An 18,395-nucleotide genomic window follows, 5' to 3' on the forward strand; every position below is an offset into this window, starting at 1 on the left:
AAAATAAAACAACGTCACACTCAGGATGACCGACTGCGCGTACGCGTAAAGGAAAGTTGAAAAATATTTCCAGAAACGCGGCAATTGCAGAACAATGTGAGCCGGCCTGTGATTAGCAATGTTTAAATTTCTCAGGTTACATCCCGGCCTGTCTATAATAAGCTAGCCTGGACTGGAAAAATAACGAATTCAATATGAAAAATTCTTTTTCGCTGGGGCTGTTGCATGTTCAGCCTGAATTAACGGCATTGCAAACGCCTGGCTGTTATTGGGTGACCTGTGCGCGGCAGGATGACGCCCGCACTTTTATTCGACAGGTAATTTCACATCAGCAGGCCGTAACGCTGATCAGCGCTGACCAGCCGCCGCGTGATTTGCTGACGCCCGACCCACTTGGCGGACCCGATCGTATTCCGCTGTTTTCTCTTTCCAAAAGCAAAGGCAGTTTGTTGCAGCTGGAAAGTGATTTTCTGCGCACGCTCGGCAGTAAAAATGGGTTAGTGATATTTAATAGCAACGCAGCGCAATGGGATAAGCTTGATGACGCAGAATTATCCCGCTGGATAAAGGGCATGCGTCAGACGCTGCATAAAAGAAAGCTCACCCTTTTAATCGTGACCTCCGGCACCACAATAATAAATCTGAGTAATCATCTTCAGCGTTATTTTCGTCAGCTGGATGGCGTTGCGCATTTGAGCTTTCAGCAGGATAGCTGGCAGTATCGAATTAACTGGTGGTATGCCGCGGAACGCCTGCTTGCCGATCGGGCAATACGTCTGGGCTGTGAAAATGAGCGATTTTTTACCTTAAATGAAAAGCAGGAACCGCTGAGCCTCAACGATGAGCAGCATTATCTTGCGGACAACATCGTGCTCGAGGGCGCGCCGCCGCTTTCACGCCAGTGGCAACTGTTCGAGGATAATGAGCAGGTCTGGTTGCGGGCGCAGCAGGCCAATGCCGCAACGGTGATTTTCAGCCTGACCCGCAGCGAATATATCAACGAACTGGCGAAGATGGTGCACAGCCTGCGTCGTACACGCGGCAACGGCCTGAAAATTGTGGTGCGCGAGATGGGTGCCAGCCTGCGTTATAGCGACGAACGTCTGCTGCTGGCCTGCGGTGTAAACGCCATCGTCCCGACCAACGCCACAATGTCGCGCTTTCTGACCACGCTGGAGGGCCTTCAGGGACAGGTGTTTAACCGTCGCGTTCCCGCCAGTCTTGAGGCGTTAACCGCTTCGTTGCAGCCTCTGCATGAGAAAGGCTACCTGCGTCTCGATGCCTTCTGTCAGTCAGTCGGCCAGTTGATCAGCAATACCCTGCTGCCGGAAAATGATAAGGGCCTGCTGGTCGCGTTGCGGCCTGTGCCACAGCTTAAGCCTCAGCAAATCCTGACGCTCTGTAAACCGCGCCGCTTTGGCGACCTGGTCACGGTGCTGGAAGATCGTGTCATCCTTTTCCTCTCTTCCTGCCGCTATAACGACCTTGATAAGGCATTGAAATATATCTTTTCCCTGCCTCACGACGAGCTGTTTGCTAACCGGATGGTCTGGTTTGAGGATAATCAGATCCTCGCGGAAGTCAGCAATATTAAGAAACTGACGCCGATGGCAATTCAGGATCTGGCTCCGGTATCAGAGACGGCCCGCGCCGCCGTTGAGAGCCGGCCTGAAACACATGAACGCCCTGCACCGCAGCCCATCACTTTACTGCCGGAGAACAAAGCCTGATGAATCTGATGGACTGGGTACAAATTGCGCTACTTATTCTGGTTATCCTGCTGTTTTTAAAGCCGTTATATCAAAAATGGCTACCCCGTCGCTGGAACGGCATCATGAATCGTTTGTTGCCAGCGCGCGCGCTTAAATCGGAAGGTCACTGGCAGCGTCAATCCTCTGAAACGGATAGAAAAAATTAATGAATACTGATCAACCCGCGGCGGCCTCCTCTTCCCGCTTCTGGTCCTCCTGGCGCGGACTGGGCGGCTGGAATTTCTACTTTTTACTGAAGTTCGGCCTGCTGTGGTATGGCTATCTCAATTTTCACGCCCTGAGCAATCTGGTGTTTCTCGCCTGGCTGCTTTTTCCGTTACCCTCGGCGCGCCTGCATCGCATCCGCCAGTTGATCTCGATTCCGGTTGGCATCGCGCTGTTCTGGCACGACACCTGGCTGCCAGGACTCAGCAGCATACTCAGCCAGGGCGATCAGCTGGCGGGCTTCTCTGCGGCCTATCTGCTCGACCTGGCCGATCGCTTTATTAACTGGCAAATGGTGGGAGCCGCCTTTGTGCTGCTGGTTCTCTATCTGTTTGTTTCACAATGGATTCGCATCACGGTGCTGGTTTCCCTGATGCTGATCTGGCTTAACGTGCTGACGATTGCTGGCCCGGCGATGTCGCTGCTGCCGACCCGGACGGCTACGCCACAGGTCGTATTGAATCAGACACCCAGCGGCGGCCAGCCAGCCGCCACGCCGGATGGACTGGAGCAGTCTGCGCCGCCGACCAGCGCGAATCTCACCGCCTGGCTGAACCGCTTTCATGAAAGTGAACGCCAGCGCGTGACGCATTTTCCCGACAATCTGCCCGCCGATTCGCAGCCTTTCGACATCCTGGTAATCAATATCTGTTCGCTCGCCTGGTCTGATATGGATGCTTCTCAGCTGCGTAACCATCCGCTGTGGCAGCATTTCGACATCATGCTGAGCAATTACAACGCCGCGACCAGCTACAGCGGACCGGCAGGTATCCGACTGCTGCGTGCCAGTTGTGGCCAGACTTCGCATAGCGATCTCTATAAACCTGCCGATCCGCGTTGCTATCTGTTCGACAATCTGGCGAAGCTGGGCTTTAAAGAGCAGTTGATGATGGATCACACCGGCGTATTCGGTAACTACCTGAAGGAGGTGCGCGAGGGCGGCGATATTCAGGCACCGCTGATGTCACAGGCAGGTATCGCACCAGAACTGACATCATTCGACGGCTCGCCGGTATTCAACGATGCGCAACTGATGCAGCGCTGGCTTGAGGATCGCAGCCAAAGCAGCGATGCACGAAGCGCCACTTTCTACAATCTGATCCCGCTGCACGACGGCACCCGTGAACTCGGCAGCACCAAAACGGCACCGTGGAAACCGCGCGCGCAACTACTATTCGATCAGCTTGATGCCTTTATGACGCAGCTGGAGAAGTCGGGCCGCCGCGTCATGGTACTGGTAGTGCCCGAGCACGGTGCCGCGCTGCAGGGAGACAAAATGCAGATGTCCGGCCTGCGCGATATTCCCAGCCCGGATATTACTCACGTACCGGTGGGCATTAAGTTCGTCGGAATGAAGGCGCCGCATCAGGCTCAGCCATTGAACATTGATGCGCCGACCAGCCTGCTGGCCTTGTCAGAGATTGTGTCGCGCGTCGTAGATGGGCAGGTATTTAATGCCCCGAATGTGAATATGTCGGTGCTGACTGACAAGCTGCCACAGACGCCGGTGGTGTCGGAAAATGACGGTGCAGTGGTGATGATGTATCAGGGCAAACCCTGGATCAGGCTGAACGGCGGCGACTGGGTCGCCTATCCGCAGTAACGCGTAACCGCCGGGTTGCAGAGCCGTGACCCGGCAGTTAAAGGCGGGTCAGGCGCGGCGCCTGCTCCCTGTTGAGCGCGTGGCTGTCGATGGCAGAATAGCGGCCAGTGCCGCCATTCTGCCAGTTATCAGCGCTTCTCCTGAAACGCCTGCCAGGTCAGCAACTGCAGACTGGCAGAAAAGTAGTTCTGATCCGCAGCCAGCTTATCGCTCAGATAGCCGGTTTCATTCAGCGTCAGGTCACGTACCGCCAGCAGCCCGCCCTCAAGATGGTAAGGTGCTGGGGCATTCGCCAGCACGTCGAACCAGGCGGGTGTCAGCATGCGGCTGTAACCCTGCCAGACGCGCTGAAACGGCACCAGTGCCAGACTGTGCGGGTCATACCACCAGATGTTCAGCGGCACGCGAATCGCATCGTAACTGAAGCGGTTCGAGTAGCCGACGGCCGGGGCAACCGAACCGTCGGCATTCAGTGCGACCCAGTCCATTGGCAGCCCGGTTTTGCCAAAGCTCAGCTTACCCAGCAGATCAAAGCCATCGTTAATCAGCTTATCCCAGACCTGAAGATGGCTGTGTTCACCAAACTCGCGCCATGCCTGAAACAGGAAGTAAGAGGGATTGAGCACCACATAACTGACTTTGTTAAAGCCCTGCGCACCCGGCAACATTACGGTGTGGCCGCCAAAGCTCGTGACATCCAGCCTGATAATGGCGCGCTGAATACGGTCAGATTCCTGCTGGTAGCTCTCCACCTGCCATTTCTGTGCAGCACGCTGTAGTGCCCAGGCCAGCAACACATCGCCATCCGCGGCGTTATTCTTGTCGGCGACCGGGTTGTCACTGCCCGGCACGTAGCGCCAGTAAAAAAGCTCGGTCTGCGGATTACGCAGCTGGCTGCGCGTCCACTGCCACAGCCGATCGAAGGTGGCGCGATCGTCGTTGGCCACCGCCAGCAACATGCCATAACCCTGGCCTTCGGTATGACTGACGTTGTTATTGGCGGTGTCAGTGATCCGCCCTTCTGAGGTCACAAAGCGACTTTTAAAAGTCTCCCAGCCGCTGGCACTCGCCTGCGCGCTGCAGGCCAGCAGTAAAACAGAGCAGAGCCAGACCCGCCAGAGTGGATTACGTTTCATTTCCGATCCTATTGATATCGATAGTGCAGCGTGCTGCCATCGTTGAGTTCAAGCGTAACCGGCACAATGCTGCTGCCGCCCTGGCCCTGCAACCAGCCCGAAAAAAGTCCGGCCATCACCGCACCAAACGCCGCCTGCCAGTCAGCCGGAGAGTGGATGTTGTCGCCTGCCGGTAAGGCGTGACAGGCAATCAGCAGCGCCTTCTCTTCCGGCTGAAGCTGCACAAAGCCCCAGTTAAACCGCGCCAGTTGCAGATTGCACTCGCGCTCCAGATCCTGCACGGTACGCGACTCTGGCAAAGGATAGCGGGTCGCCAGCGATTCCCCCATCTTATAGAGAAAGGCTTCCGCCTCCTGCTGACCGGCGTTGGCGATCATCCCGTCAATCAGCACGCTGACCAGGTCAAACCAGCCCGGCTGATACGGATGCGATACCCCCGAATGCTCACTCATTACTTCTCTCCGAACAGGTAACGGACATAGAGCTGTGCGCTGCTTTCGTTGTAGTCACCAAAGGTGTCATAACCCAGCTGGCCGCCAATCGTCACATCTTTATTGAGTTTGTAGTCCGCCCCGGCGTGCAGGTTGTAGCCGATGCCGTTTTTACTGCCGCCGGAGTAGTAAGCGTCTTTCACGCTGCCGCTGGCGGCAAGGGATTCCAGCTCTGACTGCAGGCTGGCATCCGACGGGAAGTACGCGCTCTTATCCTGACTGTAGGTCTGATAACCGGCTGCACCGCCAATATTGACTTTTAAATCGTCAAACTTGCGTGAGAACTCTATCGGGAAGGAGACCGACGCGTAGTTCTGCGGGCTGAAGTAGCCGCCCTGTCCGTAACTGAAGTAGCTGAGGTTCTTCGAGAAGTCCATCCACGACAGGCTCATGCCCACTTTCAGCTCGCGATCCTCAGTGTGGAACGGACGAACGTAGGCACCGGCCGTCGCCTGCAGGTTGTTGTTGCTGGCGACATTCTCGCCGAGATAGCTGTACGCGCCTGCACCAGCATAGAAGCCTGCATCGCCATTGTCGTAGCTTAACAGGGCGTTAGCGCCGTTTTTGGTGACGCGTCCCCAGCGTTTGCCGCTGGCTTTATCTTCTGCGCCGACGTAAGAGAGCAGGCTGTCGGTAATCGCGCGGCGTTCACCGGTCAGGATCAGCGTCAGGAAGTCGGTGAGTTTCGGTGACCACTGTACGCCCCCGACCAGAGTACTGAGATCCTGGCCCAGCGGCGTACTGCCGATATCCACTTTATAGCTGTCGCCCTTCAGCGCCAGATTCAGCTCCACGCCCGAAGCGGTTTGCGAATCGGTGGTGGCGTTCGGCAGGTCATTCACCGTTGCACCGCCTGCAGCCACCACCCTGCCCTGACTCAGCGCATTGGTGCCAAAACGGCGCCAGGCATCGGCTGCGCCACTGCCCGCCGTAAGTGAGACCGGCGTGGCGGTAAAGTCGAGGCGCGCCGTTTCAAACGGCACGGTAGAGAAGGTCAGCGGCGCTTTGGCTTCCGTCAGCTTGCTCAGGCCCGACTCGCCATCACGCCCGCGCACCTGCACCATGCCCTGACTCCAGCTGCCGGTTTTTTCCTGCAGCGAATCCATCATGGTGTCGACGTCGTGCAGAATCTGTGACTGTTGAGCAACGGTTTCGCTGCCCGCGGCCGGTTCGCCCTGCGTTGTCACGCCAGCGGCAACGCCCGCCGGTGCCGCCTGCCACGGCAGCACGGTGCCGTAGCTGGATGGTGAACGTCCCACCGGCGAAGTATCACGGTTGATAAACGGATTATCCGCCAGCGCCAGTCCGCCCACGGTCGGCACGCTGCCAGGCTGCGCGCCCTGCAGGCCAATCAGCTGACCGCGCGCTGAACGCAGATAAGCCATCGCCTGAGAATGCTCGCCATTGGCTTCCGCGACCCGCGCCAGCAGCAGCAGACGATCCGGTGTCTGAGTCGTACTGTTAAGGCCGCGACTCAGCTCATTAGCGCGCTGCACATTGTTCTGCGCCAGCGCGACGTTGATGGCCCCGACGCGCGCATCCTGCGTCGGCGTATCCTGGGTCATCAGGTAGTCATAGACCACGCCCGCATCCCGGTTCATCTTGCCGTCCTGGTAGAGACGGGCCATCGCGAACATCAGATCGCGGTTCTGCGGATCCTGCTGCAGTGCACCAATCAGCTTGTCATACGCCACCGCGTACTGACGCTGCTGCCGCAGACGATCCACTTCGTTAATCAGATAGCCATTGCGAATACCGGCCAGTTGCGTTGGTGTACTGCGCGCCTGCAGTTCCGGGTTGCTGAGGAAGCGCTGCGCCTCACTGCCGAGGCCCGCCTGATTCAGTACCGTCATCTGCGCGGCATAATCGCCCGCATTGCCCTGCACGCCACGCTGCAGGTTAGTCCGCACCACCGAAACGGCGCTGGTGAGATCGCCCGCCTGCGCCAGCTTCTGCGCCAGGTTTCCGGCATCAACCGGGTTGGTGGGTGGATTAACCGTGAGCGCCTTCAGGGTATTGGCGGCGGCAGCCGTCGCGCCCTGCGCCAGATACTGGTCGGCCGTGCTCATCTGCAGATTGAAATTAACCCGCTGCGCCAGTTCACGCATCGCCGCCGTCTTCGCGTTAGCGGGAATACGCGACAGCAACGTGCTGGCCTGCTGCCAGCCGCCGCTTTCGCTGGCGTTAAGCGCACCGGCATACAGTTCGCTGGTGCTGGCCCCGTTGCGCATCACCGGCTGCATCACGTTGGCCGCCAGCAGCGTGTCGCCCTGCTGACGATAGAGCCGGGCTAAATCGAGCCGCAGCCAGCCATCCGTGGGATAACGCTGAATACCCTGCTGCAGCGTCGCGATGGCAGCGGCATTGTTACCGGCCGCCAGTTGACGCTTCGCCTGCTGACGCAGCGCATCGGCTTCATTGGCCCGTGGCGTGACGCTCTGGCGTACGCTGTCCGGCAATGCACCCAGCAGCGTGTTAGCTTCGGTGCCCCGATTCTGCTGACGCAGAACGTAGAACAGTCCCTCTTTGGCGCTGCGGTTATCCGCATCGCTTTGCAGAATAGTGCGATAGAGTTGCTCCGCCTGCTGTGGCTGATTGGTGCGGCGCAGCACGTCGGCGCGGAACAGTCTGGCGGCCAGCCCTTTTTCGCCGTCAGCCTGCACCAGCGGTTCGCTTAATGTCAGCGCCTGCGCCGTGTCTCCGCTTTTCAGTGCCTGCTGGGCGCTGGCCAGCTGTGCATAAAAACGCGCATCGTCAGCCTGCTGCTGACGCGATGAACCCTGATCGCCGCCGAGCTGAGCAGACCGCTGCAGATAATCCGCCGCTTCCTGATAACGTCCGGCTCGCTGGGCCACATAGCCCATGCCCGCTAACGCATCGGCATCCTGCGGATTCGCACCCAGTACTTTTTCAAAGCTGGACTGCGCACCGCCGACGTCACCGCTGTTCAGCGCGCTGAATCCGGCCCCTTTTTCTGCGCCGCCGACGTTTTTACGGTAGTAGTCGATGACGGCGGAGTCCTGCGGATGACGTTGCTGCCAGGTCTGATAGAGCGCCGCATCTGACGGCTGCGGACCGAGCCACAGCAGCGCCTGACGCAGTGAGCGGTCGGCATCCTGATTACCGCTCGCCAGCGAACTCAGCACCTCAATGCCTTCGCGACGGGTTGTTTCCTGATAGGTCAGCGCTTTACCCAGCGCCAGCCGTGCGCCGGTGTCCTGCGGATGCTGAGCCGCAAACTGGCGCAGTGCCTCAACCGCCTGCGGCAGCAGCGTACGGTCGCCCGCCATAGTGAGATAATATTCTGCCGCGACGCTGGGTGGTGGCGCATTGCCGCTGAAGGTGTTGCGCCAGGTCTGTAACGCCGCCGGAATATTGCCGCTGCGCGCCTGCTGACGCGCCAGCGCAAGCTGCGCCTGCGGAATGGTCTGCATCTGGCGCGCGTTATCCAGCTCGCCAAGATGCGGATCGTTGGGGGAGACCTGACTCAGACGGGCGCGATACTGCGCCGCCGCCGCAGTGTCGCCACCCTGCTGTGAATAGAGCGCCAGCAGGTAGAGCGCCTGAGTGTTGTTGGGTTCAACCATCAGCACCTTTTGCAGTGAGGCTGTCGCCAGGTCGTCATGCGCTTTCTGATGCCAGTAAGAGGCCTGATCGAACAGCGCCTGCAACGCCGGATTGGCGCTTTCCGCCGCCAGCAGCGGCTGTGACAGGGCCAGCGCACTGCCCAGCAGCAACGCCTTACGGATACCGGCACTTAACAGATTTTTTTTCATTATTATTATCCTTACTTCCTGCCGGAATCACGGCCCTGCTTAGGGTTCAGACGCCGCCATGCATGACGCTTCAGCATCACCCAGGCCGCACTGCCCACCAGCGCGGAGAGCAGCATCGCCGCCACCGCCAGCAGCACCGAGTGCTGGTTGGCATACCACACCACCATCATGTACCAGGGCAACTCACCGCTGGGAAACTGCGCGCCGACGCGGAAACTGCGAATGCTGTTTTCATCGGTAATAATCGCGGTATCGCCACGAATGCCGGCGTTAATCTGCGCTGAACTCAAATCGTTATGCAGTCGCAACAGCTGATCGTCGCTGGTTGCCACCGTCATCACCACCAGCCGATCGCGGTTCCATGGCGATCGGTAGCTGAGGAAGCCTCGCCACGCTTCGTTGGAGGAGAAGTAACGATCGGCATCCAGCTGCTGACGGCTCCAGTCACCGGTCAGCCAGCCGCGTAATTTTTCCAGCGTGTCAGGCTCTTTCACCCCAAAAGTGCTGCTGGTGGCGTCATAAGGGGAAGCCGCCAGCATCGCCTGATTAAAGGCGCTGTTGCCGGTGGTGCTCACCGCCAGCAGATCGCTCTGCTGTATGCGCGCCAGATGGGTTCCGCCAGTCGGCAGGCCAAACAGTACCTGATTCTGTGTCAGCGCCAGACCGGTGGCTTTACCAGCCCGCGCCGCCAGATCCAGCAGCGTTGACAGTTCAGCATCGCTGGGCGTTTCCGGCAGCAGCAGCGTGGTCTGGCTGAAATCGGCCAGACGTGAGAACGGGAAAGAGGCACCCACAAAGTAAGAGAGGTTCGGCAGCATGCTGAAGTGACGGGTATGGCTCAGATCGATCCATGAATCCTCTTCAATCCGGCTCTTGATGTTGTTGTTCAGTAACACACCGCAGGGCGCATCAGCCCGCGGTTTGATATTGAAGTAGAGCGCCAGCTGGTTATCGCCATAGATCAGGTAGGGTTCGAGATTAAGCTGATACTGCTCCTGACGCGCATCACCGCCCAGACGGTGCCAGGCGTTCTCCAGCAGGCCGACTTTGTTCACCGTCAGATTGCGCAGAAAAGTGCCGTTAAGCATGACGTTAAGGAAGGAATTATCCTCATCGATCCAGCTTTCGGACGGGAAGCGATAGTGCAGATTGACCGGCACTGTGTCGCCATCCCACAGGAACAAATCAGGCGCGGCGCGGAAGTTAACACGCAGCGCATCATGCCAGATGCCGCTACTGGTCAGACTCTGATCTTTACGCAGCAGTTCGCTCAGTCGTACCGGACGGTCAGTGTTAATCCAGCGCGGGGCATCGTAAGGTTTGCGGTTTGCAATAGTCTGTGCGGGGACCTGCAGATGACTCTCATCCGTCGTCAGTGGCTGCGTCGTCAGACGGTTCGCCGCCTGACGCAACTGCTCCTCATTGTTGCCACTGACCAGCAGCAATTTGTAAACCGGATTATTGGGATTATCCACCACCTGCAACATCGGACCGTTACTGGCCGGGAAAGTCAGGGTGCCGATCCGGTCACCAGGATGACCAAACAGGATGCCGTTGTGTTCCGGCAGTTCGCCGCGCACCACCGGGAAACGGATGCCGCGATAATCACTCTGAATGCCAAGCCAGGATGTCACCAGTGCCGCCGCGCTGACAGCATCGGCTGAAACATGACTGGCAAAGCCCACCGTCACGGTGGACGCCGTCATCCGCTGAGGATCCAGGAAGGGGCGCGGGAAATTACGCAGGCTGGTGCCGATATTGAGCTTCTGACCCTCAAGGTGCAGCGATGTGTTCGGCAGAATGGTGACCTGATACTGCTGTGCGCTCTCTCTTTCACACAGCAACTTGTCCGCATCATTGATTTTAAAACTCAGATTGTTCGCCGACACCACCATCGCCGCCGGAATATCCAGCTCATAGTCGCTGACATCGCTGTCCGTCGCACCCAGCGGCAGCGTGCCGAGCGGCTGACCATTCAGCATCAGTTGCAGCGACGTATTGCGTGCCGCCAGCGCAGCTGAGACGCGCAGCGTCAGATTAAGTCGCGCATTGGTGATGACTTCATCGCCGGGCAGGGTAAAGGTGATGCCCGACTGAAGCTGGCCGCCGGTCAGCGTGATGCCGCGCGACTGGCCCATCTGGGCCACTGAAATAACACTACTGATTGGCTGATTGATGGCAGCCGCGATCGGCGGCTGCGCTTCTGCAACCGGTGCAGCTACCTGACCTGGCGCGTAGGGCAGCGCACTGGCGGCCGCTTCCAGCGCGGGATCGGCACTGCTCAGGCCCTGCGGCAGGGGCACCGCGGACAGCGCGCTGCTGTCCTGGGTCACCGCGCCGGTGGCGGCCATCGGCACGGTGGTCTGGGCAGAAGCCGCCGCCTCACCGGTCGATGACGCGGTCTGAGGCGTTGAGGTCGCGTCACCGGTCACTGAAGATGGCTGAGTTTGTGATGTCGCCTCGCTACCTGGGGCGTAAGAGGCGTTCACCGGGGGTGCCATGGCATTGGGTGATGCACTCTGTGGCGCCGATGCCGGTGCAGATTCTGCGGACGGTGTCGCAGATGGCGCATTTGCCGCTGGTGACACTGACGGCATTGCAGACTCTCCACCGCTGACCGGGACCGCTACCTGGTCTGAACCTGCCGTCTGGGTGGAACCATTATTCATGGGCACCACAGATGCCGCATCGCTGGCCGGAGCCTGATTTGTCGCGGGTGCAATGACGGTGGCATCGGCAGGCTGCGTGCTGGAAGCAGCATCAGGCGGCGTCGGAGCCGGACTGTTTACCGGCGCACTGGCAGGCTGCGTGGTGGAAGCAGCATCAGGCGACATCGGAGCCGGACTGTTTACCGGCGCACTGGCAGGCTGCGTGGTGGAAGCAGCATCAGGCGGCGTCGGGGCTGAACTGTTTACCGGCGCAGCACTGCTGTTATCAGCAGTAACCGGCGTTTCCGCGCCAGCGGGCGTCAGCCATAACGCTGCGGTCAGTGAACTGACCAGCAAAGTTTGCGTCAGGATCTTCATGCCGCCCCATCCTCTTTCGCCGCCGCGGCAACCGGGTCGACATTTTTACGTTTATCGTGGCGGCCTTTCCAGGTCAGCCAGAACAGCTCAAAGACGGTACGGATAATAGTGCCCAGCGAAATCAGCGGGTTGTCCTGCTTATACTCCGGCTGAATCCAGGCATCAGCACGAGCCAGCACCACACGGACCAGTTCGCGACGACGCGCCAGCGGCATCGCCTCAAAGCGCAGACGGATGCTCTCATCATCGCCGGAAATCTGACTGACCGGGATAGTGATCGCGCCGGATTTCAGCAGCAGATCAATCTCTTCAATCTCATCAGTTTCATGACGTCCATCGGGTGCATCAAGCTGCGCGCCGCCCATCGAAAGGTTGCTGGTCTGGGTGCGCGATGAAATGCCGCTGGCGTAATGAATAATCGCCGGGATTTGCACTTCAACACGGATGGTTTTACGCACCTGCTTGGTTTCGCGCGCCACGGCAATTGCCGCCATCAGAATGATCAGGCTGAAGATCGCCCAGCCGACGTTGAGCGCGATAACGTAAGGATCGACGCCAAAATAGTCATGCATCACGGCACGCACCACGCCGGCTACAATGCCAATGCCCAGCAGCAGCGCCACAATCACATGCGGACGCACGATGTGGAAATCGAAGAAGCCCTGATCCAGCACGCCGCCTTTATCGGTCACGTTAAACTTGCCATGTTTTGGCGACAACAGGGTCAGAATGGTCGGGATAACCAGATGGAAGCACATCACCGTCTCATAAATTTCACCCCAGAAGGTGTAACGGAAACGGCCATTCATTCGTGAGTTAACGTAGAGCGACATCACCAGATGGGGCAGCACATAGGCAAAGATCAGCGAGGCCGATGAGTGAATAATATTCAGGTTAAACAGCAGGTAAGCCAGCGGTGCGGTCAGGAAGGCAACGCGTGGCAGGCCAAACTGGAAATGCAGCATGGCGTTGAGATAGCAAAGACGCTGCTGCCACTTCAGGCCACGGCCAAACAGCGGGTTATCGACGCGGAAAATCTGTGTCATGCCACGCGCCCAGCGGGTACGCTGAATGATATGCAGGCCCAGACGTTCTGTTGCCAGACCGGCAGCCAGCGGGATCGACAAAAAGGCTGAGCCCCAGCCCAGTCGCTGCATTTTCAGGGCGGTGTGTGCATCTTCGGTCACGGTTTCAACGGCAAAACCGCCAATCTCTTCCAGCGCTGAACGACGGATAACCGCACAGGAGCCACAGAAGAAAGTGGCATTCCAGTTATCGTTACCCTGCTGCACCGGGCCATAAAACAGCGAGCCTTCGTTTGGAATGCTGCGTGCGGCGCGCAGGTTACGCTCAAAGGGATCGGGAGAATAGAAGTAGTGCGGCGTCTGTAGCAGCGCCAGCTTTGGATCTTTCAGGAACGGTCCTACCGTCGCCTGCAGGAAGGTGCGCGTCGCCACGTGGTCGCAGTCGAAGATGCAAATCAGCTCACCTTTGGTGATTTTCATCGCATGGTTGAGGTTCCCGGCTTTGGCATGTTTATTGTCGTCACGGGTGATATAACCCACGCCGACATCCGCCGCAAAGCGGGCAAACTCGCTGCGCTTGCCATCATCCAGCAGATAGACCCTGATTTTGTCACGCGGGTAGTCGATACACTGCGCTGCGAGTACGGTGTCGCGCACCACATCAAGACTTTCATTGTAGGAAGGCACATAAATATCGACCGTCGGCCACAGGCTGGTGTCGTCCGGTAAGGGTTCGATGGTGCGTTTTAATGGCCAGGTGGTTTGCAGGAAGCCAAGAATTAAGATCAGCCAGACGTACAGCTCCGCCAGATATAAGCCAATGCCTAAGATAGCTTCAACTTCGGAATTAAAGTGCAGCGTCTCAGTGGTCCGCCACCAGATATAGCGGCTGGACATCAGCGCAGAGAGAACCACCATCACCACCGTTATTTTGCGGCTCTTGCTGAAACCCAATAAAAACATCATGCCGATGCTGATCAGACCAAAAATATACTGTTTCTGGCTGTCCATTGGCGTAATGATGATCACCGCGGCAACGGGTGCAAGCACCAGCAGCAGCAGGTAAAACCCGATTTTACTCATGATTCACCCTGAGAAGAGCTGTATAAGTCAGTCGCCTGGCGAAAGCCGACTAAAAGTGGTTTGTGCGGATGGGAGCCTGAACTTCGCCATTACCCACGGTGATATTCAGAATGCTGCTGACCCTTTTCGCGATCAGTTCAATATCAAATGCCGCTGCGGAGGCGGGACTGAAATCGTAAACAGACTGCTGCGAAGCATTGGCTTCACCCACACTTTCATCACGGTGAACCACGCCCAGTAAATTATCGCCCAGGCGCTGCTGCATAAACGCGGTGACATCGCGATTGATATTCCGGCGGTTGTCACACTGGTTAAGGATAAAATAGTGACCCTGCTTATTATTGAGCGGCTTACCGATCATCCGGTTCTCTTCAATCTGCGGTAATAACGATACTGATGCGGTATCGGCTAACATCACCACTAAATGCATATCGGCCAGCGTCGTCATTGCTTTAAGGGCGGGTCCTGGGCCTGGCGGGAAATCAGCCACGATCACCAGACCGGGATAATTGAGCACCGTATCCAGACCGCGCTTAATAAAGTGGGGATCTTTCATCAGGTTCTCTTCGAACCGTTCGCGCTGCGGCTCCGTGACGTCGCCATAGGGCAGCACAAAGATATTGCCGCCGGTGGTAAGAATCGACTGGCTCCAGTCCGCCTGCTCTTCTGAGCGCGCCACAAATCCGCGGCCATCATGAAGCGGCACGCCAAAGTGAAGACGCATTGCATTCTGCACATCAAAATCAATCGCCAGAACTTTGCTACCGGAACGCGCCAGACTCCAGGCCAGATTCGCCGCCAGCGTGGTTTTCCCCACGCCCCCCTTCGGCGAGCACACACAAACTAATGGCATAGCGCAATCTTCTCCAGTAACGGTTTGAGTAAGGTTTCTTTCGGCAGATTAATCTCGCGCGAGCGGAACAGCGCACCAAATCGCCCTGGCTCAGAATGGGTGGCGGTGGGTGCGACGACGGGCTGAAGCTCCGCCACGGTGGCAGGCCGGACCGGCTCAGCACGCAGCATGGTCGCAGGCTCAGCCACGGCCACTTTTTGCAGTGGCGGCGGTGGCGGAAAGAGTGATGAAGGGCCACGTTCAGTCGTGCTGGTTGCTGGCAGGTTACTGCCTGACAGGCTATCGAGAATCGAGGTGCGAGCTGCCATTGCCGGTTGCGCAGTGAGTGCGGCATGTCGTGCCGGTGCCCCAGGCGGTGGAGCCGTAAACTCATCACCACGCAGCGGCTGAGGTTGCGGCAGGTCAATACGCTCGCCGCCGCCAAACGGTGTCTGATGTTCTTCTTTCGCCAGCTGGCGAATCAATGCCCATTTACTGTGTTCCGCCGCTTCCTGCGTCTGGCCAGACATATCTTTAAAGTCGATGTCGAGCGTTTGCGTTTTCTCTTTAAAACGCTGCAAATCATCGTAATTATTCTTCATTGGCCATGGCCTGCAACAAGGTGGGAATTTTCCTGGAATATAACACATCCCTTTAATATCAGTCAGAAAAACCTGATTACAAAAAAAGCAATTTCAATCAAATTGTTTAATCATAAAGATTCAATAGTGGCGGAAGAAAGCCTTTTCTGAGTCATTGCCGCTGATAATTAATAAGTAATACTTAAGTTAAATTCATTAGCACTGTTTTAATAATTTTTCTGAAAATACCGCTCTTACAACCTCTGGCACTGCCAGGCTGACTCCTGTAAACAGCCTTTCAAAGAGCGTTCAGGCTGCCGCAGGCGCAAAAAAATCGCATTTCTGCCATAAGTGATTGAGGCTATTTATCTTTTTTCACTGCAAATATCGCCAGAAGGAAAACAGGTTAAGACTGATAACGGAAAAAGAGGAGGAATAACCAGAAAGTGCTCGCTGACCTGCCAGCAGTGCGGCTTGCAGCTGAGTTGAGATAAAAAAAGGCTCCAGAAAGGAGCCTTCGGCTGGGGAGTTAAGATCGCGAACAGGCTCAGAGGGCATACGCCTTACGCAAAGACGCAAAAGACGCCATCCCTGGCAGGCTCAGCGCGGGCGATTACGCCCCTCATCCCTGAGGGGCGCCCGTAGCCGGGCCAACGCGTTGCGTTGTTCAAAAACGCTCCCGGCGTTTTTAGTACGCACCTCATCCCTGAGGGGCGCCCGTAGCCGGGCCAACGCGTTGCGTTGTTCAAAAACGCTCCCGGCGTTTTTGTCCGGAGGGCGCAATGTTTTGCTACAGGCCTGTGCTCCCATCGCTTTCAATTTTGTGCGGTCTGTAAACACCAGAATGCGCTGCCAATCCTCAGCTGACCTTTTCTGCCACGCCGACCGGTTGATTCTCATCCTGATCAACCGCGAAGCAGGCAATCTCCTGTCCGCCATAGTTTTTCAGCTTCGGCTGCAACTGCACGCAGGTGCCAAAACGTCGGTGGCAGCGCGCATTAAAGGCGCAGCCCGGCGGTGGATTGAGCGGGCTCGGCAGCTCGCCGGTCAGCTTAATGCGCTCACGACGGTCGTCTGGATTAAGCCGCGGCGTCGCTGACAGCAAAGCCTGAGTATAAGGATGGCGCGGGTTGGCAAAAATCGCCTCTTTGCTGCCCTTCTCAACGCACCGGCCGAGATACATCACCATCACCTCATCGGCAATATGTTCCACCACCGACAAATCGTGCGAGATAAAGACATACGAAAGCCCCATATCCTGCTGCAGATCCATCATCAGGTTAAGCACCTGGGCACGCACCGACACGTCGAGCGCCGAAACCGGCTCATCGGCAATCAGGACGTCCGGATCGAGCATCAGCCCACGTGCGATGGCGATACGCTGACGCTGCCCGCCTGAGAACATGTGCGGGTAGCGGTCGTAGTGCTCGGTTTTCAGGCCGACTTTTGCCATCATCTCCAGCGTCTTCTCGCGGCGTTCCGCGCGGGTCAGCTGGGTATTAATCACCAGCGGCTCTTCCAGAATCTGGCTTACTTTTTTGCGCGGATTGAGTGAGCCGTACGGGTTCTGGAACACGATCTGGATTTTCTGGCGACGCAGCTTCTGCGCCTGGGGATCATGTTTCAGCAGATCCTGACCGTGCCAGTAAAGCTGCCCTTCGGTCGGGGTTTCAATCATCGTCAGCAGGCGGCCCAGCGTGGATTTACCACAGCCTGACTCGCCTACCACCGCCAGCGTTTTGCCGCGTTCCAGATTAAAAGAGACGCCATCCAGCGCTTTGACCAGACGCTCCTGACCAAACAGCCCCTTCTTCACCGGGTAGTGCTTCTTCAGATCAATCGCCTGCAGCAGGAACTGATCTTTCGTGGTTTCATGACTCATAAGTTGGTCTCCCGGCATCGTCCAGCGGATAGTGACACTTGGACTGGCGTCCTGGAATGGTGCGCAGTTCAGGTTCTTCCTGACGACAAAGATCAGTCGCATAGGGGCAGCGTGGATTAAGCAGACAGCCAATCGGGCGGTCATACTTGCCCGGTACCACGCCAGGCAGCGAGGCCAGGCGTGCTTTATCGGCCGCAAACTCCGGCAGCGCACGCAGCAGCGCCTGCGTATAAGGATGGCGCGGCGCCTTAAAGATATCGGTCGCTTTACCGCTTTCCACCACCTGACCGGCATACATCACGATAATGTGGTGCGCCGCTTCTGCCACTAACGCCAGATCGTGAGTAATCAGGATCAGCGCCATGTTCTCCTGCCGCTGCAACTCCAGCAGCAGTTCGATGATCTGCGCCTGAATGGTCACGTCGAGCGCCGTGGTCGGCTCATCGGCGATTAACAGCTTAGGCCGACAGGCGATCGCCATGGCAATCATCACACGCTGGCTCATGCCGCCCGACAGCTGGTGCGGATAGACATCGAGCCGTGACGCGGGATCGGGAATACCAACCTGATTCAGCAGGTCGATCGCCCGCTGACGCCGGGTGCGTTTATTGCCGCCCTGATGCACCTTGATCGCTTCCATGATCTGGAAACCTACGGTGTAGCAGGGATTCAGGCTGGTCATCGGGTCCTGAAAAATCATCGCCACTTCGGCGCCCACCAGCTGGCGGCGCTCACGTTCGGAGATGTTCTGCAGGTCGCGCTGGTTGAACTCCAGCTTCTCAGCCATCACCTTGCCGGGGAAATCGATCAGCCCCATGATCGCCAGGGAACTCACCGATTTACCGGAGCCGGACTCGCCCACGATACCCACGACCTGGCCCTGCTCAACCTGATAACTGATGCGGTCAACCGCGCGGAACGGTGCTTTATCGTCGCCGAAATGCACCGATAGTTTGTCTACATTTAATAACGCCATCTCGGTGC

At 57.6% G+C, this 18,395-nt stretch carries 12 protein-coding genes; 3 read left to right on the forward strand and 9 right to left on the reverse strand.

What is annotated here, in order from left to right; all coding sequences use genetic code 11:
- Positions 1–194: 194 nt before the first annotated feature.
- Genes bcsE through bcsG form a run of 3 tightly spaced genes read left to right on the forward strand, consistent with a single transcriptional unit; the run spans position 195 to position 3,579 of the window.
- Positions 195–1,730 (forward strand): cellulose biosynthesis protein BcsE, encoded by a 1,536-nt coding sequence (gene bcsE / locus OK412_RS17295; protein ID WP_264353388.1) that lies wholly within the window; start codon positions 195–197, stop codon positions 1,728–1,730.
- The gene (gene bcsF, locus OK412_RS17300; RefSeq protein ID WP_010257418.1) at positions 1,730–1,918 is read left to right on the forward strand and encodes a cellulose biosynthesis protein BcsF; all 189 of its coding nucleotides are present in this window, start codon (positions 1,730–1,732) and stop codon (positions 1,916–1,918) included. The genes bcsE and bcsF overlap by 1 nt, the downstream gene beginning before the upstream one ends.
- Entirely contained in the window at positions 1,918–3,579 is a 1,662-nt protein-coding gene (bcsG, locus tag OK412_RS17305) for a cellulose biosynthesis protein BcsG (protein ID WP_264353389.1), read from the forward strand. The genes bcsF and bcsG overlap by 1 nt, the downstream gene beginning before the upstream one ends.
- A 128-nt stretch (positions 3,580–3,707) precedes the next feature.
- Here bcsG and OK412_RS17310 read toward each other — a convergent pair whose 3' ends face one another.
- The 9 genes from OK412_RS17310 to dppD all read right to left on the reverse strand — a co-directional run bounded on the left by OK412_RS17310 (position 3,708) and on the right by dppD (position 18,387).
- Positions 3,708–4,715 (reverse strand): glycosyl hydrolase family 8, encoded by a 1,008-nt coding sequence (locus OK412_RS17310; protein WP_031590334.1) that lies wholly within the window; start codon positions 4,713–4,715, stop codon positions 3,708–3,710.
- 8 nt (positions 4,716–4,723) lie between these two features.
- Entirely contained in the window at positions 4,724–5,167 is a 444-nt protein-coding gene (gene bcsD, locus OK412_RS17315) for a cellulose biosynthesis protein BcsD (protein WP_033767602.1), read from the reverse strand.
- Positions 5,167–8,982: a cellulose biosynthesis protein BcsC gene (locus tag OK412_RS17320; RefSeq protein ID WP_264353390.1), complete on the reverse strand. Its 3,816-nt coding sequence runs from the start codon at positions 8,980–8,982 to the stop codon at positions 5,167–5,169. The genes bcsD and OK412_RS17320 overlap by 1 nt, the downstream gene beginning before the upstream one ends.
- A gap of 11 nt (positions 8,983–8,993) precedes the next feature.
- Positions 8,994–12,008, reverse strand: a complete 3,015-nt coding sequence (gene bcsB / locus OK412_RS17325) for a cellulose biosynthesis cyclic di-GMP-binding regulatory protein BcsB (protein ID WP_264353391.1) — start codon at positions 12,006–12,008, stop codon at positions 8,994–8,996.
- Entirely contained in the window at positions 12,005–14,116 is a 2,112-nt protein-coding gene (bcsA, locus tag OK412_RS17330) for a UDP-forming cellulose synthase catalytic subunit (protein ID WP_010671648.1), read from the reverse strand. Before bcsA ends, bcsB begins: the two co-directional genes overlap by 4 nt.
- A gap of 49 nt (positions 14,117–14,165) precedes the next feature.
- Positions 14,166–14,969 carry a cellulose biosynthesis protein BcsQ gene (gene bcsQ / locus OK412_RS17335; RefSeq protein WP_172608408.1) on the reverse strand — a complete coding sequence of 268 codons (804 nt, stop codon included), beginning with the start codon at positions 14,967–14,969 and terminating at the stop codon, positions 14,166–14,168.
- Positions 14,960–15,550 carry a cellulose biosynthesis protein BcsO gene (gene bcsO / locus OK412_RS17340; RefSeq protein ID WP_163850927.1) on the reverse strand — a complete coding sequence of 197 codons (591 nt, stop codon included), beginning with the start codon at positions 15,548–15,550 and terminating at the stop codon, positions 14,960–14,962. The genes bcsQ and bcsO overlap by 10 nt, the downstream gene beginning before the upstream one ends.
- 838 nt (positions 15,551–16,388) lie before the next feature.
- The gene (gene dppF / locus OK412_RS17345) at positions 16,389–17,411 is read right to left on the reverse strand and encodes a dipeptide ABC transporter ATP-binding subunit DppF (protein ID WP_010671644.1); all 1,023 of its coding nucleotides are present in this window, start codon (positions 17,409–17,411) and stop codon (positions 16,389–16,391) included.
- Positions 17,401–18,387: a dipeptide ABC transporter ATP-binding protein gene (dppD, locus tag OK412_RS17350; protein WP_010257423.1), complete on the reverse strand. Its 987-nt coding sequence runs from the start codon at positions 18,385–18,387 to the stop codon at positions 17,401–17,403. Before dppD ends, dppF begins: the two co-directional genes overlap by 11 nt.
- Between the last annotated feature and the right edge of the window lie 8 nt (positions 18,388–18,395).

The organism is Pantoea sp. JV6 (assembly GCF_025910055.1).
Lineage (GTDB): Bacteria > Pseudomonadota > Gammaproteobacteria > Enterobacterales > Enterobacteriaceae > Pantoea > Pantoea agglomerans.